This window comes from Haloactinospora alba, assembly GCF_006717075.1.
In the GTDB taxonomy this organism is placed as follows: domain Bacteria; phylum Actinomycetota; class Actinomycetes; order Streptosporangiales; family Streptosporangiaceae; genus Haloactinospora; species Haloactinospora alba.
The window spans coordinates 938,339-959,286 of record NZ_VFQC01000001.1 but is presented as its reverse complement, the minus strand read 5'-3'; the positions used below and the strand labels follow the sequence as shown (position 1 = coordinate 959,286).

19 protein-coding genes are annotated in these 20,948 nt (G+C 69.9%); 9 read left to right on the top strand and 10 right to left on the bottom strand.

Annotated features, from left to right (window positions below; all coding sequences use genetic code 11):
- Positions 1 to 12: 12 nt before the first annotated feature.
- The 3 genes from FHX37_RS04450 to FHX37_RS04440 form a co-directional block, all read right to left on the bottom strand.
- Positions 13 to 1,698, bottom strand: coding sequence for a ribonuclease J (locus tag FHX37_RS04450; protein ID WP_141922292.1), 1,686 nt, complete (start codon positions 1,696 to 1,698; stop codon positions 13 to 15).
- Between the two features lie 547 nt (positions 1,699 to 2,245).
- Positions 2,246 to 3,223, bottom strand: a complete 978-nt coding sequence (gene dapA, locus FHX37_RS04445) for a 4-hydroxy-tetrahydrodipicolinate synthase (protein WP_141922291.1) — start codon at positions 3,221 to 3,223, stop codon at positions 2,246 to 2,248.
- A gap of 339 nt (positions 3,224 to 3,562) precedes the next feature.
- On the bottom strand, positions 3,563 to 3,943 hold the full coding sequence (locus tag FHX37_RS04440) for a phage holin family protein (RefSeq protein ID WP_246062065.1): 381 nt from the start codon (positions 3,941 to 3,943) through the stop codon (positions 3,563 to 3,565).
- Between the two features lie 160 nt (positions 3,944 to 4,103).
- Between FHX37_RS04440 and FHX37_RS04435 the strand changes: the two genes are divergently transcribed.
- The 7 genes from FHX37_RS04435 to FHX37_RS04405 all read left to right on the top strand — a co-directional run bounded on the left by FHX37_RS04435 (position 4,104) and on the right by FHX37_RS04405 (position 11,002).
- Positions 4,104 to 4,694 carry a GNAT family N-acetyltransferase gene (locus FHX37_RS04435; protein ID WP_394344466.1) on the top strand — a complete coding sequence of 197 codons (591 nt, stop codon included), beginning with the start codon at positions 4,104 to 4,106 and terminating at the stop codon, positions 4,692 to 4,694.
- A 340-nt stretch (positions 4,695 to 5,034) separates the two neighbouring features.
- Positions 5,035 to 5,907 (top strand): 1,4-dihydroxy-2-naphthoate polyprenyltransferase, encoded by an 873-nt coding sequence (locus FHX37_RS04430; protein WP_141922288.1) that lies wholly within the window; start codon positions 5,035 to 5,037, stop codon positions 5,905 to 5,907.
- Between the two features lie 122 nt (positions 5,908 to 6,029).
- A complete protein-coding gene (locus FHX37_RS04425; protein WP_141922287.1) occupies positions 6,030 to 6,599 on the top strand; it encodes a hypothetical protein in 570 nt (189 codons plus the stop codon).
- Entirely contained in the window at positions 6,583 to 7,203 is a 621-nt protein-coding gene (locus FHX37_RS04420; RefSeq protein WP_141922286.1) for an OmpA family protein, read from the top strand. The genes FHX37_RS04425 and FHX37_RS04420 overlap by 17 nt, the downstream gene beginning before the upstream one ends.
- Positions 7,204 to 7,514: 311 nt before the next feature.
- Positions 7,515 to 8,285 carry an IclR family transcriptional regulator gene (locus tag FHX37_RS04415; protein ID WP_141922285.1) on the top strand — a complete coding sequence of 257 codons (771 nt, stop codon included), beginning with the start codon at positions 7,515 to 7,517 and terminating at the stop codon, positions 8,283 to 8,285.
- A gap of 414 nt (positions 8,286 to 8,699) precedes the next feature.
- A complete protein-coding gene (gene glpK / locus FHX37_RS04410) occupies positions 8,700 to 10,196 on the top strand; it encodes a glycerol kinase GlpK (RefSeq protein WP_141922284.1) in 1,497 nt (498 codons plus the stop codon).
- A 56-nt stretch (positions 10,197 to 10,252) separates the two neighbouring features.
- Positions 10,253 to 11,002 (top strand): MIP/aquaporin family protein, encoded by a 750-nt coding sequence (locus FHX37_RS04405; protein ID WP_141922283.1) that lies wholly within the window; start codon positions 10,253 to 10,255, stop codon positions 11,000 to 11,002.
- Between the two features lie 113 nt (positions 11,003 to 11,115).
- Here FHX37_RS04405 and dapB read toward each other — a convergent pair whose 3' ends face one another.
- From dapB to FHX37_RS04375, 6 genes are all read right to left on the bottom strand, one after another.
- Positions 11,116 to 11,859 carry a 4-hydroxy-tetrahydrodipicolinate reductase gene (gene dapB / locus FHX37_RS04400; RefSeq protein WP_211351742.1) on the bottom strand — a complete coding sequence of 248 codons (744 nt, stop codon included), beginning with the start codon at positions 11,857 to 11,859 and terminating at the stop codon, positions 11,116 to 11,118.
- Between the two features lie 99 nt (positions 11,860 to 11,958).
- The gene (gene egtD, locus FHX37_RS04395; protein WP_141922281.1) at positions 11,959 to 12,921 is read right to left on the bottom strand and encodes an L-histidine N(alpha)-methyltransferase; all 963 of its coding nucleotides are present in this window, start codon (positions 12,919 to 12,921) and stop codon (positions 11,959 to 11,961) included.
- Positions 12,921 to 13,685 (bottom strand): ergothioneine biosynthesis protein EgtC, encoded by a 765-nt coding sequence (egtC, locus tag FHX37_RS04390; protein ID WP_141922280.1) that lies wholly within the window; start codon positions 13,683 to 13,685, stop codon positions 12,921 to 12,923. Before egtC ends, egtD begins: the two co-directional genes overlap by 1 nt.
- An 82-nt stretch (positions 13,686 to 13,767) precedes the next feature.
- Complete coding sequence (gene egtB / locus FHX37_RS04385) at positions 13,768 to 15,072, bottom strand: ergothioneine biosynthesis protein EgtB (protein WP_141925005.1); 1,305 nt, start codon at positions 15,070 to 15,072, stop codon at positions 13,768 to 13,770.
- Positions 15,073 to 15,110: 38 nt separating this feature from the next.
- The gene (egtA, locus tag FHX37_RS04380) at positions 15,111 to 16,316 is read right to left on the bottom strand and encodes an ergothioneine biosynthesis glutamate--cysteine ligase EgtA (protein ID WP_141922279.1); all 1,206 of its coding nucleotides are present in this window, start codon (positions 16,314 to 16,316) and stop codon (positions 15,111 to 15,113) included.
- A 134-nt stretch (positions 16,317 to 16,450) separates the two neighbouring features.
- Positions 16,451 to 16,996 (bottom strand): GNAT family protein, encoded by a 546-nt coding sequence (locus FHX37_RS04375; protein ID WP_141922278.1) that lies wholly within the window; start codon positions 16,994 to 16,996, stop codon positions 16,451 to 16,453.
- 88 nt (positions 16,997 to 17,084) lie between these two features.
- Between FHX37_RS04375 and FHX37_RS04370 the strand changes: the two genes are divergently transcribed.
- Positions 17,085 to 19,037 carry an acyl-CoA dehydrogenase family protein gene (locus tag FHX37_RS04370; RefSeq protein ID WP_141922277.1) on the top strand — a complete coding sequence of 651 codons (1,953 nt, stop codon included), beginning with the start codon at positions 17,085 to 17,087 and terminating at the stop codon, positions 19,035 to 19,037.
- Between the two features lie 82 nt (positions 19,038 to 19,119).
- On the top strand, positions 19,120 to 19,635 hold the full coding sequence (locus tag FHX37_RS04365) for a hypothetical protein (RefSeq protein ID WP_141922276.1): 516 nt from the start codon (positions 19,120 to 19,122) through the stop codon (positions 19,633 to 19,635).
- Positions 19,636 to 19,645: 10 nt separating this feature from the next.
- Here the strand turns inward: FHX37_RS04365 and FHX37_RS04360 are convergent, their stop codons facing one another.
- On the bottom strand, positions 19,646 to 20,938 hold the full coding sequence (locus FHX37_RS04360) for a thymidine phosphorylase (protein WP_141922275.1): 1,293 nt from the start codon (positions 20,936 to 20,938) through the stop codon (positions 19,646 to 19,648).
- Positions 20,939 to 20,948 lie beyond the last annotated feature (10 nt).

Below are 20,948 nucleotides of genomic sequence, written 5' to 3'. Positions count from 1 at the left end.
GTTCCGCCGCTCTCACACCTCCACGATGACCGGCACGATCATGGGGCGGCGCCGGTACGTATCGTTCACCCAGCGGCCGATCACCCGACGCACGAGCTGGCGCAGCTGCGTGGGGTCGGTGATGCCCTCGGCAGCGGCACGCTGCAACGACTCCTGGATCTGCGGGAGCACCTCGTCGTAGGCGTCGACGTCGATCCCCGAGCCGCGAGTGTGCACCTCCGGCTCGCCGAGGATCTTTCCGGAGGTGGAGTCCACCGCGACGACGATGGAGATGAACCCCTCCTCACCGAGGATCCGCCGGTCCTTCAGCGCCGACTCGGTGACGTCGCCGACCGAGGTCCCGTCCACGTAGACGTAGCCGGCGGGAACGGCTCCGGCGATCCGGGCGCGCCCGTCCTGGAGGTCGACGGCGACACCGTCCTCCGCGATGCAGATCCCCGACTCCGGGACCCCCGCCAGGCGGGCCAGCTGCGCGTGGGCACGCATGTGCCGCCATTCGCCGTGCACCGGCATGAAGTTGCGCGGCCGGACCATGTTGTGGACGTACAGCAGCTCACCGGCGGGCGCGTGCCCCGACACGTGCACGAGAGCGTTGCCCTTGTGCACGACCTTGGCTCCCCACCGGGTCAGGCCGTTGATGACCCGGTTCACCGAGTTCTCGTTGCCCGGGATGAGCGAGGACGCCAGTAGGACGGTGTCCCCCGACTCGATGTGGATCTGGTGGTCCCGGTTGGCCATGCGTGTCAGTGCCGACATGGGTTCGCCCTGGGAACCGGTGGATATGAGTACCGCCTGCTGGGGGGCGAGCTCGTCGAGCTGTTTCACGTCCACCAGCAGGTCGTTGGGAACGTGGAGGTATCCCAGGTCGCGTGCGATGTTCATGTTCCGCACCATGGAGCGCCCCACGAACGCCACCTTGCGGCCGTGGGCCTTGGCGGCGTCCAGGACCTGTTGCACACGGTGGATGTGGGAGGCGAAGCACGCGACGATGATGCGCTGGTCCGCCTGGTCGAACACCTCGTCGATGACCGGGGTGATGTCCCGCTCACTGGTGACGAAGCCGGGGACCTCGGCGTTGGTGGAGTCAGCGAGCAGGAGGTCCACCCCCTCGTCGCCGAAACGGGCGAAACCGCCGAGGTCCGTGAGTCGGCTGTCCAGCGGCAACTGGTCCATCTTGAAGTCACCGGTGTGCAGCAGGTTCCCCGCGGGCGTGCGCATGGCGATCGCCAGGGCGTCCGGGATGGAGTGGTTCACGGGGAGGAATTCCAGGTCGAACTCGCCTAACTGCCGCCGCTGCCCTTCCGCGACCTGGACCGTTTCCGGTGTTATGCGGTGCTCGCCCAGCTTCGCGTTCACCAGGGCCAGGGTCAGCCGCGACCCGACGATGGGAATGTCCTCCCGCTCGCGCAGGAGGAACGGGACAGCGCCGATATGGTCCTCGTGACCGTGGGTGAGGACGAGGGCCTCGACGTCGTCGAGCCGGTTCCGGATCGGCTCGAAGTCGGGGAGGATCAGGTCGACCCCGGGCTGCTCCTCCTCGGGAAACAGCACGCCGCAGTCGACGATCAGCAGCTTCCCGTTGTACTCCATCACCGTCATGTTCCGGCCGATCTCGCCGAGGCCGCCGAGGGCGGTGACGCGCAGCGCCCCCTCGGCGAGTGGCGGCGGAGGCCCAAGCTCAGGATGCGGGTGACTCATCTGGTGTTCGGGCGTGGTTCCCGCCACTGTCAGGCGGCAGGAGAAACGCCCTCCTCCTTTCGCCTTGTGTGGACATGTCCGTCTACTCTGCGGGGCAGGCGAAGGTGGCAGTGGCCATCGCCCGGGCCGGCCGCGCGGAGCGCACCCGTCGGTACGGGGTGCAGCTGCAACGCGCGTTCGGGGTTCGACAACGCCTGTGGCCAGCGTACCGCTCGCACCGCGGCGGGTCGGGGAACCGGAGCCCTCAGGGCGGCGTTCCGTCCGCCCCCACCCGGTGCCGCCCTGGTACGGCACCACGGTCGCGTCCCCACGGTGGGGCGCCGTGTACTCCGTTCCTCCGGTCCGCTGGCCGCTCGTTCCCGGCCTCCTGTCACCGGGGGGAGGGAGGCTCCACCTCGCGCCCCGGTTCGCCACACACCCGGCGGGAAGTGTCGACCGCGCCGCCGTGCGGACCGTGGCCATCCGCTGTCCCCCACCACGGGGACAGCGGCGTTGGCGCCGGCCGCGTCCGCGCTCGGCATCGTTCGGTCTCCTCCCCGGAACTCTGCTACGCGGATCCCTCTGTCAGCCGCTCGACCCCAACCGCGCTGGCTGGAACCGCCTGGTGCGGCGCGAGCCCTATCGGCCCCTTGACCCCGGCAGCCGCCAGGTCCTCGCGGAGCAGGGCCTGCAGCTCGCCCGAGGCGTCGGCGAGGGGGGTCCGGACGACCCCGCCCGGAAGACCGAACATGTTGAGCACGGCCTTGACCGTGATCACGCCCTGCGTGCGGAAGATCCCGGTGTAGACCGGGGTGAGACGGCGGTGGATCGCCAGTGCGCGGGCCACGTCGCCCGCCTCGTAAGCGTCGATCATGTCGTGCAGGTCCCCGCCGACGATGTGTCCGACAACGCTGACGAAGCCGGCGGCTCCCACGGACAGCAGCGGCAGGTTCAGCATGTCCGTACCGCAGTAGTAGGCGAGGTCGGTGCGCTCCATCACCCAGGAGCTGGCACCGAGGTCGTCCTTGGCGTCCTTGTTGGCGATGATGCGCGGGTGCTCGGCAAGCCGCACCAGCGTTTCCGACGCGATCGGCACCCCGGTACGCCCCGGGATGTCGTAGAGCATGATCGGCAGCTCGGTCGCGTCGGCGATCATGGTGAAGTGTCGGAGCAGGCCTTCCTGCGGAGGCTTGCTGTAGTAGGGGGTCACGGCGAGAAGGGCGTGCGCGCCGGCGCGTTCGGCCGCCCTGGCGAGCTCGGTGCTGTGCCGGGTGTCGTTGGTTCCCACCCCCGCGATGACCGTCGCACGGTCACCGACGGCGTCCAGCACGGTGCGCAGCAGCTGGTCCTTCTCCGCGTCGCTGGTCGTGGGGGACTCGCCCGTGGTTCCGCTGACGATCAGGCCGTCGTTGCGCTGCTCATCGACCAGGTACGTGGCGAGCCGAGCGGCGCCGTCGTAGTCAACGTCCCCGTTCTCGTCCATGGGCGTCACCATCGCGGTCAACATCCGGCCGAAGGGCGCGTTCGATGTAGTGCTGCCAACCATGACGTAGCAGGCAAGGGGCGCCGGAAAGCATCGGCGGGAATCCCCTGTGTGCCCTTCCTCCTCTCCATGACCTCGTGCTCGGCTTATCCGACGTGTACCCCGCCGATGTGTGAGGTATCGCTCGCTCCCGGAAACGGGAGAACGGAACAGCTCCCCCTACGGAAGAGTGAAGTTACAGGGCAAACGTACCGTGTTGCGAATCCGTGCGACGCCAACCGCTCCGGACGCGGGAGGATTTCTTGGGCATTCGGGACGCACCGCATCCCGTCGGGTAACCGCGCAACCGCACACGCCAGCTACCCGACGGGGTTCCACTGCCGGACGAGGATCGGTGGCGGGTCAGGACTCGTCTCCCTCCGGAAGGACCAGGCCCAGCAACCAGCTCACGACCGCCACGACGATCGCTCCCCAGAAGGCGGGCCAGAACCCGTCGATAGCGAAGGGGAGGTCGAGCGCACTGGCCACCCATGCCGTGAGCATGAGCAACAGCGCGTTCACCACCAGCGCTATCAGTCCCAGAGTGAGGACGTAGAAGGCACAGCCGACGGTCTTGACGATCGGTTTGATGACCGCGTTGACGAGGCCGAAGATCGCACCAACGATCAGGTAGACGACCACCTTCTCCGCGGTGGTCGCCGCGCCGACGTTGATGCCGTCGATGAGATATACCGCCGCCCAGAGGGCGACTGCGTTCACCAGGATTCGGATGATGATGCTCACGACTCCGATGGTGGCACGAGCCGGCAGGTGCATGAACGCAGCCGCCCTCCAACGCGAGGCGCGTCGGGAGCGGTTCCCCGGTACCGGGCGGCTTCCGCCGTTTGGCCAAGCGCGCGCGTACTGGGACGATGCGTGACAACAACCGTGCCCACCATTTCGGATGAGAGCGCCCGTGCCCAGTCAGGGATTCGTTCGTGCCGCCCGTGACGAGGACGTCGACGCTGTCGTGGCCATCCAGGTCGCGGCGTGGCAGGCGATGTACGCCCCCCACATGCCCGCCGACGTGCTCGAGGAGCTCTCCGGAACGGAGGCTGCCGAGCGGTTCCGGGAACAGTGGCGGTCCTCGCTGCATAGTCCTCCGACCTCGTGGCACCACCTGCTGGTGGCCACCAGCGCGGAGCCCCCACCCTCCGAACAAGGCGCTCCCACCCGTACGGTGGCGGGCTTCGCCGCGTGCGGTCCCGCCGAGGACACCGACCTGTGGCCGGGGACCGACGCCGAGGTCTACGCGCTGCACACCCACCCCGACCACGCCCGTGCCGGCCACGGCAGCCGGCTTCTCAACGCCGCGGTCGACCACATGGCCGACGACGGGTTCCACACCGCCCACGCGTGGGTCCTCGAGGAGCCCAACCCGCTGCTGGGGTTCCTCCAGAACACCGGCTGGGCCCCGGACGGTGCGCGGCGTGAGTTGGACATGGGCCGTCCGGTGCCGATGGTCCGGTTGCACGTGGCGCTCGGCGGCCACTGAACGCCACCGGGCGCCCGGTCGTGTCGCAGCGCGGCGCGGGGCCGCCGGGGCGGGTGGTACGGCGCACGTACGCGGCGGCCGCTGACTAGAATCACAGGAGGTCCGCAGCGTTTCCGGGGCGCACGGTCCGCTGCTCCGCGCTGTCGTGCGGGAGCCGGCGGTGCCGTGGGCGAGGCACCGGTGTCGCATGCGGGCACGGGAAGTTCCGGAGCGACGGTCGGGGTCACGGCCGGTTCCGGGAGCGGTTCCGTCCTCCGGGGCAGCGTCGCACTCGGCTACCTGCGGTGGTCTCCCCCGCTCCGGAGAGTCCTGCGGGAACGGCGAGAAGAAAGGCGAACGCGTGGCCACGGCCAGCCAGTGGATCGCGGGGGCGCGTCCCCGCACGTTGCCGAACTCCATCGTTCCGGTCGCGGTGGGCACCGGCACCGTCGTCGGCGTCGGCGCGGTGGTGTGGTGGAAGGCCCTGCTCGCGATGGCTGTCGCGCTCGCCCTGCAGGTCGGGGTCAACTACGCCAACGACTACAGCGACGGCATCCGGGGAACCGACGCCGAGGAGCGGGTGGGCCCCACCCGGTTGACGGGGACGGGGCTGGCCGTGCCGCGGCGGGTTCTCCTCGCCGCCTGGACGTGTTTCGCTGTTGCCGCACTGGCGGGGCTGGTCCTGGCGGTGACCTCGGCGTGGTGGCTGCTGCTCGTGGGGGCGGCCGCGATCGTGGCGGCCTGGTTCTACACCGGGGGCTCGGTGCCGTACGGGTACCGCGGTTTCGGTGAGCTCGCGGTGTTCGTGTTCTTCGGACTCGTGGCGGTCGCCGGGACGATCTTCGTGCAGGCGGGTTACGTCCCGTGGCACGGCTGGGTGGCGGCAGTGCCGACCGGCCTGCTGTCCGTGTCGGTCCTGGTGATCAACAATCTACGGGACCGCCCCACCGACGCGACGGCCGGCAAGCGCACGCTGGCGGTACGGCTCGGGGACCGTGCCACGCGACGGTTGTACGTCTCGGTGCTGACGGGCGCGTTCGTCGTCAGTCTCACCGTCGTGGCGGTGACTCCCTGGGTCGGGCTCGTCCTGCTCGCGCTCCCGTTGGCGCTTGCTCCGGTGCGCCGGGTCGCCGGTGGACAGTCGGGTGAGGAGCTGATCCTGGGACTCGCCGAGACCGGGAAGCTCCAGCTCGCTTTCGGCCTCCTGCTCACGGTGGGGCTGGCCCTGGGGTAGGCCCTGGGTTGGCGGGCACCGCGAGCGGCGTTCCGCCGCACGGGGACGGTGGCCGGAACCGGCCAGTGCGTGTTCCGGGGTTCGGCGTCGCACCGTCCCGGCCGGCACGTAACCTTACGGTTATGGTTACCCCCCAGCAACGCGTAACGTATCCCCTCGCGCTCGCGGCCTGCTCACTACTGCTGGCCGGGTGCGGCATGTTCGGCGGCGAGGACGGCGACAGCCGCGATGGCGATTCCGCGGACCCGGCCAACGCCGGGAAGGTGGAGCCGGGCGAGGAGGACGCCCGGGATACCCTGGCGAGCCAGGACGTCCAGACGCTCGGCACCGACCTGCACATCGCCGTGCACGACCTTGTCCGCGGTGCGGAGACCGTGGAGCTGACGTTCTCCATCACCAACACCGGCGACGACGCGAGCGACCTCTTCCACACCTGGCTCGGGAACGGACCGGACGGTGGCGGGGAGGTCTCCGACGTCACGCTCGTCGACTCGGCGAACGGCAAGGTCCACCTGGTCGCCGAGGACGACGACGGCAAGTGCGTCTGCTCGACCTACAACACCTCGGAGAAGTTCGCCCCGGGGGACTCGGTTCTCTACAGCGCCACGTTCGGCACTCCCCCGGATGGTGTGGAGACGATGGACGTGCGGATCCCCAACGCTGGAACGTTCAACAATGTCGAGCTCAGCTAGCCCTGGTGTCCGCCTGGTGTGCTGGGTCATCGCGGGATCGGTGCTGGCCGTACCAACCTCGGCTCATGCCCAGGGCGGAACGGAGACCGAGCCCGACGCTCCCGGACCAGCCGCGGTGGACACCGCTCCCATCCACGACCTGAACACTCCCGTACAGAAGCTCTCTCCCCCCGTGCAGGACCTCACGGTGGCCACCCGGAACGAGGACGGCTCGGTCACCGACGCGGAGAACTCCGAGGAGCGGACCGTCACCCTGGCGGCTGACGTCCTGTTCGAGTTCGACGAGGCGGACATCACCGACGAGGCCGACGGCGCGCTGGAGGAAGCCGCCCGGGTACTGGACGACAGCGCCGAGGGCACGACCGTGGAGATCGACGGTTACACCGACGCCAAGGGAAGCGCGGAACGCAACCAGGAACTGTCCGAGGAACGCGCGGAAGCGGTCGAGGAGGAACTCAGCTCGCGCACCGAGGGCAGCGACATCACCTTCGACGTCACGGGCCACGGTTCCGCCGACCCGGTGGCGCCCAACGAGGTCGACGGCGAGGACAACCCCGAGGGCCGGGAGAAGAACCGGCGAGTCGAGATCCGCATCCCGCGATGACGCGCCGGCGGGGGGTGCGACCGGAGCGCTGACCGCTGTCGGCCGGGAAGCACCCCCGCCCGCGGTGCGCGGGCGGCACCCGGTCCCGCGCCGCGGGCGTTCGGGCAGCCATCGCGCTCGGTGGAACCCCCGGTTCACACGGGACCATGAGGCACTCCAGGGGACGTACCCAGCGGGCTGCCCCAGGGCAGGGATACGATGTCGTCCCGGCACCGATGCCGAGAGCTCTCGCGGAACGCCCAGTAGTGCAGGTCACACGTTCCAGTAGGATCGATGTGTGACATTGTCGTACTTAGGAGTGGCAGCCCCCCATGCCTGGCAGAATCCAGTCCGTCGAACGCGCCGCCGCCATCCTGCGGTTGCTCGCCGGCGGCGTCCGCGGACTGAGCCTCACCGAGATCGCCCGGACGTTGGAGCTCCCCAAGGGAACGACGCTGGGCATCCTGCGCACCCTGCAGCATGTGGGCTTCGTCGAGCAGGACGCGGAAACGGGCCAGTACCGCCTCGGTGGTGGGGTGCTGCGGTTGGGCACCCGGTACCTGGACGGCAACGAGCTCCGCACCCGCGCGCTGAACTGGGCCGACTCGCTCGCGGGGCGCAGCGGGGAGAGCGTACGGATCGGCATCCTGCACGAGGGGCAGGTACTGGTGGTCCACCATGTGTTCCGCCCGGACGACAGCAGTCAGACGCTCGAGGTGGGATCGCTGCTGCCGCTGCACGCGAGCGCCCTGGGCAAGGCGCTGCTGGCTTTCGACCCGTTGGCCTGTCCCGACGAGCCGGAACCGGGGACCGAGCTGGTCGGCTACACCCGAAACACCCTCACCTCACCCGAGGAGCTGCAGCACGAGCTGGAGGCGGTCCGCAGCCACGGATGGGCCTCGGAGAAGGAGGAGCTCATCGACGGCGAGGTGGCACTCGCCGCCCCGATCCGTGACCGGCGGGGAACCGCGGTGGGCGCGATCGGGCTGTCCGGGGCGATCGAGCGGCTGTGCGACGACGAGGGCCTGCGCAGGGAGCAGATCTCCTACGTACGCGACGCGGCGCGTTCCATCTCCCGGGAGCTGGGGGCACACCCCTGGTGAGGTACCGGTAACACACCTTCCCGGCCTCCGGCCCTCCCCCTAAGCTTGACATAAGCTCGAGACCTGTCTCACACTGCGTTCTGTTTGTACTACATTGTCGCACAGCATGCGATATCGCATAGTTCGTAGCTTGTGGTGACACCAGGGCAGTGCGACGCGGACGGTTCCCGCCAACGGCGCGACCACGACGAAGGGAGGTGATCCGGGGTCCGGTTCCGGTCTGGAACCGCTCACGGACCCGCCACCGTTCGGTGCGCCGCCTACCCCGCACCTCCCGGCACCCCGCCCGCGGCCGGTGCCAGCCGCGCAGCCGCACTCCTGTGCCGATGCGCAGGCAACCATCTCCACACCGCCAGAAAGGAGAAGGGTGTCCCCTCCCCCGCCGCGTGCGGGGCTCGTACGCCCGACACAGTGATGAGCGCACAGTACATAGCAGCGATCGACCAGGGAACGACCTCGAGCAGGTGCATCGTCTTCGACGGTGACGGCCGGATCGTCTCGGTGGGCCAACGGGAGCACCGCCAGATCTTCCCGCAACCCGGATGGGTGGAACACGACGCTTCGGAGATCTGGGAGAACGTCCAGACCGTCATCACCGAGGCCCTGGACAACGGTTCCCTCTCGCGCGACCAGATCGCCGCCGTGGGTATCACGAACCAGCGCGAGACCACGGTGGTGTGGGACCGGGAGACCGGAGAACCGGTACACAACGCGATCGTCTGGCAGGACACCCGCACCGACTCCCTCATCCAGGAACTCGCGGGGGTGGTCGGCCAGGAGCGGTTCCGGGAACGCTGCGGGCTCCCCCTCGCCACCTACTTCTCCGGACCCAAACTGCGCTGGCTCCTCAACGAGGTTCCCGGCCTGCAGGAACGCGCCGAGCGCGGCGAGGTCCTGTTCGGCACCATGGAGACCTGGATCATCTGGAAGCTCACCGGCCGGCACGTCACCGACGTGACCAACGCCAGCCGCACGATGCTGATGAACCTGCACTCGCTGGACTGGGACAGCGACATCCTCGCGGCCATGGGGATACCGGGGGTGATCCTCCCCGAGATCACCTCCTCCGCCGAGGTGTACGGGGAGGCCACCGGCTTCCTCGCCGGCGTACCGGTCGCCTCCGCCCTCGGGGACCAGCACGCCGCGCTGTTCGGCCAGACCTGCTTCTCCCCCGGAGACGTCAAGGGCACGTACGGCACCGGCACCTTCCTCGTGCTCAACACCGGCACGGAACCGGTCATGTCGTCGAACGGGCTCCTGACCACACTGGGTTACAAGATCGGCGACCAACCGGCCGTGTACGCGCTGGAAGGCTCCATCGCCGTCACCGGATCCCTGGTCCAGTGGATCCGCGACAACCTCGGCATCATCTCCAGCGCCGCCGAGATCGAGACCCTGGCCCGCACGGTGGACGACAACGGCGGCTGCTACATCGTCCCCGCCTTCTCCGGACTCTTCGCCCCGCACTGGCGCAGCGACGCCCGCGGGATCATGACGGGGCTCACCGGCTACGTGACCAAGGCCCACATCGCACGGGCCGTGCTGGAAGCCAGCGCCTGGCAGACCCGCGAGGTCGTGGACGCCATGCGTCAGGACTCGGGAGCTGACATGTCCGACCTGCGCGTCGACGGCGGCATGACCGCGGACAACCTGTTGATGCAGATCCTCGCCGACGTACTGGACGTGGACGTGGTCCGTCCGATGGTCGCCGAGACGACGTGCCTAGGTGCCGCCTACGCCGCCGGACTGGCCGTGGGGTACTGGCCCGACCTGGAAAGTCTTCGGGCCAAGTGGCACAAGGCGGCCGAGTGGTCACCGCAGATGCCGGACGAGGTTCGGGACCGCGAGTACCGCAACTGGCGCAAGGCGGTCAACCGCTCGCTCGGCTGGCTCGAGCACGAGGACGTCTGAACCCCACCCACCACGGTGGCCCCACCCAGATCCGACCCGCTCAGCGGAGGCTTCGCATGGAATACATCGCCGAATTCGTCGGTACGGCGATCCTTACCCTACTTGGCTGCGGCGTCGTCGCCGGTGTCACACTCGCCAAATCCAAGGCCAACGGCGGCGGATGGATCGTCATAACCCTCGGCTGGGGACTGGCCGTGGGAATGGCGGTCTACGCCGTCGGACAGTTCAGCGGCGCCCACATCAACCCCGCCGTCACGTTCGGCATGGCTTCCATCGGGGAGCTGCCCTGGTCCATGGTGCCGGGTTACGTCGCCGCCCAGGTCGCTGGCGGCGCCTTCGGCGCCGCCCTGGTGTGGGTCACCTACCTGCCCCACTGGAAGGAGACCGAGGACACCGAGACCAAGCTGGGTGTCTTCTCCACCGTCCCCGCTATCCGCAACATCCCGGCCAACTTCGCCACCGAGGTCATCGGCACGTTCATGCTGGTGTTCGGGATCCTCGGCATCAACGCGAACATGAACCCCATCGGCCAGAGCAACGGCGACCTCGCCGACCTGTTCGGAACCGGCCTCGCGCCGCTGCTCATCGGGCTGCTCGTGACGGCCATCGGCCTCTCCCTCGGTGGCCCCACCGGTTACGCGATCAACCCGGCCCGCGACCTCGGTCCGCGTATAGCACACGCGCTCCTGCCCATCGCCGGGAAGGGCGGTTCCGACTGGTCCTACGCCCTGGTTCCGATCGTGGCCCCCATCGTCGGAGGGGTGCTCGGGGGGCAGACGTTCGTACTGCTCGGCTTCTACGAGTGAACACCTCGTCCCACCGTGGGGAGGGCCCGCCCCGGCAGCGGATGCGGGACCTCCCCACGCGTCCCGCGAAGCCCCGGCACGCGGGACGCGGGCCACACCAGTGATTCCCGCTCTCACTCCAGCCCGAGCAACGGCTCCAGGCCGACGGTGAGCTGCTGGGGAAGGTCGGCGACCTGGCGGACCCCCAGCAGCACCCCCGGCATGAACGACTCCCGCGACATCGAGTCGTGCCGGATCTTCAGCGTCTCCCCGTGCGTGCCGAACAGGACCTCCTGGTGGGCGATCGACCCGGCCATGCGCAGCGCGTGGACCGGAACCCCGGCCACGTCAGCGCCCCGTGCGCCCGGAGCCTCGGAGGTCGTCGCGTCCGGCATCGCGTCAGCGCCCGCCTGCTCCCGTGCGCGCGACACCAGCTCGGCGGTGCGTTGCGCCGTTCCGCTGGGCGCGTCGACCTTGTTCGGATGGTGCAGTTCCACGATCTCCGCCGAGTCGAAGAACGGCGCCGCCTTCTCCGCGAAGTGCATCATCAGCACGGCTGCGATACCGAAGTTGGGGGCGACGAGCACCCGGACCCCGGGGTGGTGCGCCAGTAGGTCGCGCACCTCGGACAGGCGGGCCTCGTCGAACCCGCTCGTGCCCACCACGACGTGGATACCGTTGGCGACCAGCCAGCGCAGGTTGTCCATCACCGCGTCCGGATGGGTGAAGTCCACGACAACGTCGGCCCCACCCGCGCTCTCGCGCTGGCTCGCCTCGTCAACCGCAGCAACCAGTTCCGTGTCGGCGGCCTGCGTGACCGCCCTGACCACTTCCGATCCCATGCGCCCGTTGGCGCCGAACACTCCTACCTTGATCACGCGTGTCACCGTACCGGAGCCGGAACCGTCCCGGTTACCGGTGCGCGGCGGCGCGAACGACCGTGTTCCGCCCGCGCCGCCACCTCCGGTCCCGGCTGTTCACACTTCGGCGAGAACCAGGGCGAAGTCCTCACCGGGGTCGGTCCACCAACCGCGCACCGTGAACCCGGCCCGGGCGAGCTCGGAGGAGACCCTGTCCCTGCGGAACTTCGCCGAGATCTCGGTGCGTACGTCCTCACCGGACGCGAAGTCCACCGTGAGGTCGAGGGCGGTGAGGTGGACACGCTGGCGCTCTCGTGCGCGCAGGCGCATCTCGACCCATTCGGACTCCTCGTTCCAGCAGGCGACGTGGTCGAACGCGTCCGGTTCAAAGTCAGCGTCCAGTCCGCGGTTGACGACGTGCAGGACGTTGCGGTTGAACTCGGCGGTCACACCTCGGGAGTCGTCGTAGGCCGCCAGGAGCCGCTCCCGGCTCTTCACCAGGTCCAGACCCAGCAGCAGCGTCTCCCCTGGGGCCATCGTGCCGTGCAGGTCGGCGAGAAGCGCGCGGCGCCCTTCCGGTGTCTGGTTGCCGATGGTGGATCCGAGCATCGCCACCAGCCGCCGCCCGCGCGTGGGCAGCAGGTGCGCGTGGCGTTCGAAGTCGGCGACGGCTACGTGGACCCGCATGTCGGGGTACTCCGCGGCGATGCGGGTGGCGGCCTCCTCCAGGAACTCACCGCTGACGTCGACCGGGACGAAACCGTTCAGGCTTGCACGCGCGCGCAGGGCCTCCAGCAGCAGACGGGTTTTCTCCCCCGATCCGGAGCCCAGCTCCACGAGGGTGTCGGCACCGGCGGCGCGGACGATCTCCCCCGCGTGGTTGTGCAGAGCGGCGTGTTCGGCGCGGGTGGGGTAGTACTCGGGCAGGCGGGTGATCCGGTCGAACAGGGCGCTGCCCCGCTGGTCGTAGAACCACTTGGGCGGAAGCGTCTTGGGAACGGCCGCGAGTCCCTCGGCCACGTCGCGCCGCAGGGTCTTGGTGAGGTCGTCGGGTGTGAGATGGCGGTCGGTCCAGAACATCACGTCGTCCCGTCCAGCGTGTCGATGGGGGTGACAGTGACCTCCCAGCGGTCGGCTGTCACCAGGGAGTTGTCGGGTACCGGCCACCATTCGGGGCCGCTGTCCAGGGGTTCGGAGGCGAGGCACACGCCTCCCCCCGCCGCGTCCGGATAGCGCCGGACGTAGAGCGTGTCGCCGGCGGCGGTCCCGGCCAGGTACCTCCCGTCGGAGGCGAGCAGGTTGTAGCGGCCGGGTGAGCAGGAGAGGGCGTCGCGTACCACTGCTGCCAGAGCGTCGCCCAGACCGGTGCCCTCCCGCCACAGGCAGAGCGCCCGGGCGAACAGCGGCGCGGAGTCGACCGGGGTACGCGCGTCCAGCGCTCCGGTGGGATGCTGGCCGGCGAACCGGGCGAGCAGCGCCTCGTCGTCCTTGACCGCGCCGTTGTGGCTGAACAGCCAGGTATCGCCGCGGAAGGGTTGCGCGCACGACTCGTCCGTCCCGAATCCGGGGGTGGCGTCGCGTACCGCCGCCACCGCACAGGACGAGCGGATCGACCGGGCGGCGTCGTGGAACGAGGAGTCCGCCCAGATCGGCATCGCGCGGCGGTAACGCAACGGTTCGGCGTGGTCCGGGGCGTACCAGCCCACGCCGAACCCGTCCGCGTTGACAGTTCCGTGCCGCTGCTCACGGGGCGCGTACGACTGGGCGTACAGCGAGTTGGGATGGTTGTGGAGAAGGTCGGCCAGAGTGGCGTCCGGTCCGGTGTAGGCCATGTGTCGGCACATCAGGCTTACCTCACCCCCGCTCGGGAACGTGGTGCGAGGGCCCGGCGGCGGGGCGCGGCGTGCCCGTGGTCGGTCGCTTCGCTCATTCCGCCTCCCCGGCGTCGCGCGCGCAGCGGAAGCCGGCGAATACCTGCCGCCTGCTGGGGAAGTCCCAGTTGCGGAACGTCGCCCGCACCGAGGTCGGGTGGGTCGCCCAGGAACCTCCGCGTAGGACCCGGTACTGACCGTTGAAGAACACCTCGGAGTACTCGGGGTAGGGGAAGGCCCGGAATCCGGGGTAGCCGGCGAATGCGGTCGAGGTCCACTCCCAGACGTCGCCCAGGGACTGCCACACGCCGCGGGGAGAGACCCCCGCGGGGAACGCGCCGGCCGGGGCGGGGCGCAGTGTCCGCTGGCCGAGGTTCGCGTGGCGCTCGCCGGGTTCCTCCCACCCCCACGGGAAGCGCTGCGCGGCCCCCGTAGCGGGGTCGTGCCGGACGGCCTTCTCCCACTCCGCTTCGGTGGGCAGGCGCTTCCCGGCCCAGCAGGCGTAGGCCTGGGCCTCGTGGAAGGAGACGTGCTGCACCGGTTCGTGCGCGGGGACGGGCTCCAGCAGGCCGAACCGGCGCCGGAACCACCGGTCGCCCGTACGGCTCCAGAACGCCGGTGCCTGTTTCCCGGAGCTCAGACGCCAGTTCCACCCCTCCTCGGTCCACCAGCGCGGATCGTCGTAGCCACCGTCGGACATGAACTCCAGGTAGGCGGCGTTGGTGACGGCGCTGGCGTCGATCCAGAACGCGGGCAGGTCCACGGTGTGTGCGGGGCGCTCGTTGTCGTAGGCCCAGGGGTCGTCGCTGGTTCCCATGGTGAACGGCCCCGCCTCGACGAGGACCTCGCCGCGGGGCGGCTCGGTCCTGACCACCGGAGCCGGGTCGGCCGCTCCGGCGAGCACCGGGTCACCGCTCCGTAGCTGGTGGGTGGCCAGCATCGTCTCGTCGTGCTGGTGCTCGTGCTGGATCACCATGTGGTAGACGAACCCGCTGCCCAACAGCGGGGACCCGCCCTCCATCGGGGCTCTCTCCAACGCGTCCAGCACACGGGAGCGGACACGCGCGTTGTAGTCCTGGGCCTCGCGCGGGGACAGCAGCGGCAGGGAGACCCGGTCGGCGCGCGGATTCTCGAACGCGTCGTAGAGGATGTCGATGTCGGGCCGCAGGGCTTCCTGGCCGGCCGCGGCGCGGACGAGCCACTGCTCCTCGTAGTTGCCGACGTGGGCGAGGTCCCAGACCAGCGGCGACATGAGCGGGGAGTGCTGGGCGGTGAGCTCCTCCTCATCGAGCGCGTCGACGGTGAGTCCCTGGCTGCGTCGGCGGCCGCGGTCGAGTTCCGTGGCGATGCGTTCCCGCATCCGGTCTGCGGTGTCGGAGTGCGTGGGAGGGTGGCTACTCAAGCGAATGCTCCTTCCGCGTCCAGGAGGTCGTCGGCCGGACACCGTCCGCGTTCGACGAAGCGTTCTCGGTAGGCGTCGACAAGGGTGGCGAGGTCGGCCGCTCCCATACGGGAAAGGGCCTCACTGGCAGCGGCGAAGCAGGACCGGGCGCACGCGGCGAGATCGGGGTCCGTCAGGGCGCTGCGAGCGGCGGTGAGCCACGTTCCCGGCGAGGTGCAGCCGGGCACCCGTTCGGTCGCCTCGGTCGCGGCCAGGGCCGCCCTCGGGTCGTCGAGGAGCGCCGCCGTCACCGCGACCGGAACCGGCCACCAGTGTTCCGGCAGGGAGTCGATCATGCGCAGTTCCAGCCAACCGCGCGGCCGCACCGGGGGAAACAGGGTGCTCATGTGGTGCACGAGGTCGTCGGGTTCCGGCCTTCTGGGGCGGCCGCAGGACAGCCATTCGCTGAACGTCATACCGGGGGAGGTGATCCCTGGCCCGTTCTCCTCCCGGATCGTCATGAGCTGCGCTTCCAGGACGTAGCGCGTCCACGAGGCGACCGGGTCGGTGCTGGGGACGGGACGGGTGCGTGACGAGTCGAGGGCGGCCCACACCGTCCACCGGGTGGAACGCCATCCGGTGGGGCGGCCGCGCCACAGGGGGGAGTTCGCGAAGGCGGCCACGAGCATGGGGCCGAGTCGGTGGACCAGGCTCCAGCGGTGCGCGGCGTCGGCCGGGTCGGCCCCGATGTCCAGGCACACCTGGATGGAGGCGGTACTGCACATCATGGTGCGTCCGCTGGCCGTTCCCGCGGCGTCGAAGTAACGCTCCATGGCCGCGTAGCGGGGAAGGGTGAGCTGGCGCGAGAGCGAACGGTGCGGGTCCAGCCCGTAGCCGTCGAGGCACAGTCCCGCGTCGCGCAGGTGTTTCTGGATATGTGCGAGGTCGGTGTTGAGGGCGGTGTGCGCCCAGGCCGGGCCCGGTAACGGAGGTGAGCTGACCTCGAGCTGGCCGCCGGGTTCGTAGCTGACGGTGCTTCCCGACGGCGGGGCGCCGGCCTGCTCGATGAGGGGAACGAGCTGGTCGAGAGGGACAGGGGAGCGCGGTTGTTCGGGGTCGGTAACGAGCCACTCGAGTTCGGCACCGACTTTCCCGGGAGGGCCGGTCTTGAAACAGATCCCGTTGACGTAGTCCTGCACGTCGGCTTCGGTCAAATAGGCCACGGGTCACTCCTTGATCGGACGCACTCACTAAACGTGCCCACGTTCCCGTGGTCGAGAACCTCCGCGACGGGTCCCCAGTGGGAAGGGGCCCGGCGCTCCCGGCACACCCGGGGCACTCGCCGGCGTGATGTTGGTCACTCGACACTCATCCGGTACTGCTCGGACTCCAGCGACATCCCCATCCGCCAGAGGAACGCCCGCTCCGCGGAGTCGCACCCGTCCGTCGTCACGAGCACGCTCACCGCCCCGGACTCGCGCAGCCGTCGCCGAACCGCCGCGAACAGCGCCTGCGCCGAGAGTGTCCACTCCCGGGAACCGGACACGGCGAAGTCCTCCACACGCCCGACCGGACCGCCCGGCTCGTACAGGTCCGGGGGTGTGACGAGCGTGCAGCACAGGTACCCGCGCAGCTTCCCGTCCCGGACGGCCACCAGTGCCACGGAGCGCGGGTCGTCCACCAGCTCCTCCAGGCGGGTGCGGTGCCGGTTCCTCGCGTCCGCCACGGGGGACCACGGGCGGGCCGCGTGGCGCTGGTACCGCTCCCGACGCTGGCCTCCCAGTTCCACTATGGCGTCGATGTCCTGGGGGGACGCCTCCCGGACGTCGGTCCGAGCTGTGTTGTTCGCGCCGGTTCCTCGCTCACCGTTCTGTTGCTCTTCGTTCGCGTATGTGGTGTCCATGGGAAGAGTTCTTCCCACATCGCGTGTAACCTCCCTTGTTTTCGTCAACGCGTGCTACGACAGGCATGACGTGAGATGGGGGGTCGCTATGACTGTCTCTGAGCACCGGTTGGACGGCGCGGCGCTGCGTGAGCTCGTGGACGGACGGTGGGCGGGGGTACGTGACGAGCTGCGGGGGTTCCTGCGCGGGGAACCGTTCGTCCCGGTGGCCGGTATCGGGACGGACGCCCACCGGCAACGCGTGCTGCGGCAACTGCGGGAACTGGCCACCACCAGCGTTCCCGGGCACGGTTTCCCTCGGGAGCACGGGGGAAGCGGCGACGCGGGCGCCGCGATCGTGGCCTTCGAGATGCTGGTGTGCGACCTCTCCCTCATGGTCAAGGTGGGAGTCCAGTGGGGGTTGTTCGGCGGCGCCGTCCACGCGCTGGGTACCCAGCGGCACCATGCCGAGTACCTGCCGCCTCTGATGTCCCTGGAGCTTCTGGGCTGCTTCGCCATGACCGAGACCGGCCACGGTTCCGACGTGCAGCGGATCCGCACCACGGCCGACTACGACACGGACACCGAGGAGTTCGTCGTCCACACTCCGGACGAGGCGGCCCGCAAGGACTACATCGGCAACGCCGCCCGGGACGGCCGGATGGCCGTGGTCTTCGCCCAGCTGTCGTCGTGCGGGCAGTCCCACGGTGTGCATGCGATTCTGGTCCCGATCCGGGACTCGGAGGACCGGCCGCAGCCCGGCGTACGGATCGAGGACTGCGGCCCCAAGGGCGGGCTGAACGGGGTGGACAACGGACGCCTGTGGTTCGACCGTGTCCGGGTTCCCAGGACGGCGCTGCTCAACCGCTACGGTGACGTCGCACCCGACGGGAGTTACACCAGCCCCATAACGAACCCGAACCGGCGGTTCTTCACCATGCTGGGCACCCTGGTGCGGGGGCGGATCAGTGTCGCCGGCGGCGCCGGAAGCGCCAGCAAGGCCGCGCTGGACATCGCGGTGCGCTACGGCGACACCCGCCGCCAGTTCCCCCGGCCCGACACCGGTGAGGAGGTCGTGCTACTGGACTACCTCTCCCACCAGCGCCGCCTCCTTCCCGCACTCGCCCGCACCTACGCGCTACACTTCGCCCAGGAGGAACTCGTCACCACCCTGCACGACAGCGCGGTGGGTGAGAGGCCGTTGGACGAGCACGGCCAGCGGGAACTGGAAGCGCGGGCGGCCGGGATCAAGGCAATGGCCACGTGGCACGCCAGTGAGACCATCCAGACGTGCCGCGAGGCGTGCGGCGGTGCCGGCTACCTGGCGGAGAACCGGCTCACGGAACTCCGGGCGGACACGGACGTGTTCACGACGTTCGAGGGCGACAACACGGTCCTGCTCCAGCTCACCGCCCGGGCGCTGCTCACGCACTACCGGGACGCGTTCGGCGACCTCGACCCCCTGGCGATGGCGAGGTTCGTGACAGGCCGGTTCGTGGGGGCCCTCATCGAACGCACCGCGGCACGGTCACTGATCGAACGGCTCGTCAGCGCGTCACCACGGCGCGACGAGGGAGAGGACCTCCACGATCGGGGATGGCAGCTCAGGCTGCTGGAGGACCGGGAGAGACACATCGTGGAGGGGTTGGCCCGCCGGCTGCGCCGGGCCGACTCCTCCGGGCCGGAGGCGTTCGACGTCGTCAACGGCGCGCAGGATCACCTCGTGCACGCCGGCCGGGCGCATATCGAACGCATCGCGCTGGAGGCGTTCCTCGCTGCCATCGACCGCTGCTCCGACCCCGACACCGCCGCCGTGCTGGAACGGGTGTGCGACCTGTACGCGCTGTCCGCCGTGGAGTCGGACCGCGCCTGGTTCCTGGAACACGAGCGTCTGGCACCGCCCCGTGCCAAGGCCGTGACCCAGTCGGTCAACGAGCTCTGCCGCGAGCTGCGTCCGCACGCCGTCTCCCTCACGGCCGGGTTCGGGTTGCCCGACGAGTGGCTCGCCGCCCCCATCGCCCTGGGCGCGGAGCGACAGCGCCAGCACTCCCGCGAGGGGTGACCCGTAGGGATCCGGAAACGGTTCGGGCCACCGGCGCGTACGCGGGCGGCCGGAACCCGCACAGCGGGTACGTTGTGCACCCATGAACACCGGTACGAACAACGAGGACAACGGAGCCGCCGGGGCGGACCCCTCCGGCAGGCCCGAGATGGCCGCTCCCCACACGGAAGGGGACAACACGGACGGGACGACCGAACCCGTCGAGGACGAGGAGGAAACCACGGAACACTCCGCCGGTTTCGGGGCGGCGCCCCCGGCGGGTGGGATACTCAGCGCGGAGTCGTTCAGCGTGGCCGCGCTTCTGGCGACCGGGGCCGGGCTGGTGGGCACCCGGCTCGCTGAGATGCTCGCGAGCGTGACGGCCCAGAGTCAGAGCTCGGTCGTCAGTTCGGTGATCCTGGGCGACGGTGTCACCGTCGTGCTCGGTGTGCTTCTCGGTGCGGTCAGCCTGGGGATGAACGGACCGGCCAGCCGCCCCTGGGCCCAGTGGGTCGCCGCGGCGTGCGTCCTCGTCGGGGTGCTCTTCCTCATCGGGTCCGCAGCGGCCTACGTGTCGGTTCCCCCACCGGCCCCGTTCGGCCCGGGAACCGGTAACTGAGGACTCCTCCTCAGCCGAGCTTCCCGACGACCAGGGGGAACGTTCTCCGCTTCCCGCCGACCTCGTAGGCACCGGCGAGGGCCTCGGAGGCCGGACCGAACCGTGCGGGATCGTCGGCGTGCAGGGTGGCGAGCGGGCTCCCCGCCCGCACATCGTCACCGGGCTTGGCGTGCAGCGTGATCCCCGCGCCCGGGGACACGGAGTCCTCCTTCGTGCTGCGTCCGGCGCCCAACCTGCGGGCCGCCTCTCCGACGGCGCGCGCGTCCAGTCGGGTCAGCTCACCCGACTCCGGGACGAGGATCCGGGTGGTCTCCCTCGCTTCGGGGAGGGGGGCCATCGGGTCGCCGCCCTGGGCTCGTACCATCCGGCGCCAGGTGTCCATCGCGCTCCCGTCCGCCAACGCCGCGGCCGGGTCCCTGGCTGCGGGGCCGTCCATCCCCGCCGCGGCCAGCATCTCCCTGCCCAGGGTGACGGTGAGCTCCACCATGTCGGCGGGGCCACCTCCCGCGAGGACCTCCACCGCCTCGGCGACCTCCAGGGCGTTACCGACCCGGTACCCCAACGGCGTGTCCATCGCGGTCAGCAGCGCTCTCGTCGGCACACCGTGGTCGGCGCCGAGGTCGACCATGGTCTGGGCGAGTTCCCGTGCGCTGCCCGTGTCCGGCATGAACGCGCCGGATCCCACCTTGACGTCGAGTACGAGAGCCCCCGTTCCCTCCGCGAGTTTCTTGGACATGACGGAGCTCGCGATCAGCGGCAGGGAATCCACCGTTGCCGTGGCGTCCCGCAGCGCGTAGAGGCGGCGGTCCGCCGGTGCGAGCTCCGGACCGGGAGCGCAGACCACACCTCCGACGTCCTCCAGCACACGGCGCATCTCCGTTGGGGAGAGGTCGCTCCGCCAGCCGGGAACCGACTCGAGTTTGTCCAGTGTTCCCCCGGTGTGCCCCAGACCGCGGCCGGAGAGCTGCGGTACCGCAGCGCCGCACGCGACCACTGTCGGGGTCAGCGCGACGGTGATCGCGTCCCCCACCCCGCCGGTGGAGTGCTTGTCGACGGTGGGGCGCTCCAGACCGGTGAAGTCCAGTCGCTTCCCGGAGCGCAGCATCGCCGCGGTCCACCCGCTGAGTTCCGCACGCGTCATACCGCGCCACAGGATGGCCATGGCCAACGCGGCCATCTGCTCGTCGGCCACCCGGGGCGTCGTGTCGTCGCCGTTCGCGTAGGCGCCGATGATCCAGTCGATCTGCTCCGGGGACAGTTCGCCGCCGTCGCGCTTGGTGGTGATGATGTCGATCGGATCCATGCTCGTACCT

Bases quoted from the DNA above. Each gene is read 5' to 3' on its own strand.
- FHX37_RS04450 (WP_141922292.1), bottom strand. From the start codon at position 1,698: ATGAGTCACCCGCATCCTGAGCTTGGGCCTCCGCCGCCACTCGCCGAG.
- dapA (WP_141922291.1), bottom strand. From the start codon at position 3,223: ATGGTTGGCAGCACTACATCGAACGCGCCCTTCGGCCGGATGTTGACC.
- FHX37_RS04435 (WP_394344466.1), top strand. From the start codon at position 4,104: ATGAGAGCGCCCGTGCCCAGTCAGGGATTCGTTCGTGCCGCCCGTGAC.
- FHX37_RS04425 (WP_141922287.1), top strand. From the start codon at position 6,030: ATGGTTACCCCCCAGCAACGCGTAACGTATCCCCTCGCGCTCGCGGCC.
- FHX37_RS04420 (WP_141922286.1), top strand. From the start codon at position 6,583: ATGTCGAGCTCAGCTAGCCCTGGTGTCCGCCTGGTGTGCTGGGTCATC.
- FHX37_RS04415 (WP_141922285.1), top strand. From the start codon at position 7,515: ATGCCTGGCAGAATCCAGTCCGTCGAACGCGCCGCCGCCATCCTGCGG.
- glpK (WP_141922284.1), top strand. From the start codon at position 8,700: ATGAGCGCACAGTACATAGCAGCGATCGACCAGGGAACGACCTCGAGC.
- FHX37_RS04405 (WP_141922283.1), top strand. From the start codon at position 10,253: ATGGAATACATCGCCGAATTCGTCGGTACGGCGATCCTTACCCTACTT.
- egtD (WP_141922281.1), bottom strand. From the start codon at position 12,921: ATGTTCTGGACCGACCGCCATCTCACACCCGACGACCTCACCAAGACC.
- egtC (WP_141922280.1), bottom strand. From the start codon at position 13,685: ATGTGCCGACACATGGCCTACACCGGACCGGACGCCACTCTGGCCGAC.
- egtB (WP_141925005.1), bottom strand. From the start codon at position 15,072: ATGCGGGAACGCATCGCCACGGAACTCGACCGCGGCCGCCGACGCAGC.
- FHX37_RS04375 (WP_141922278.1), bottom strand. From the start codon at position 16,996: ATGGACACCACATACGCGAACGAAGAGCAACAGAACGGTGAGCGAGGA.
- FHX37_RS04370 (WP_141922277.1), top strand. From the start codon at position 17,085: ATGACTGTCTCTGAGCACCGGTTGGACGGCGCGGCGCTGCGTGAGCTC.
- FHX37_RS04365 (WP_141922276.1), top strand. From the start codon at position 19,120: ATGAACACCGGTACGAACAACGAGGACAACGGAGCCGCCGGGGCGGAC.
- FHX37_RS04360 (WP_141922275.1), bottom strand. From the start codon at position 20,938: ATGGATCCGATCGACATCATCACCACCAAGCGCGACGGCGGCGAACTG.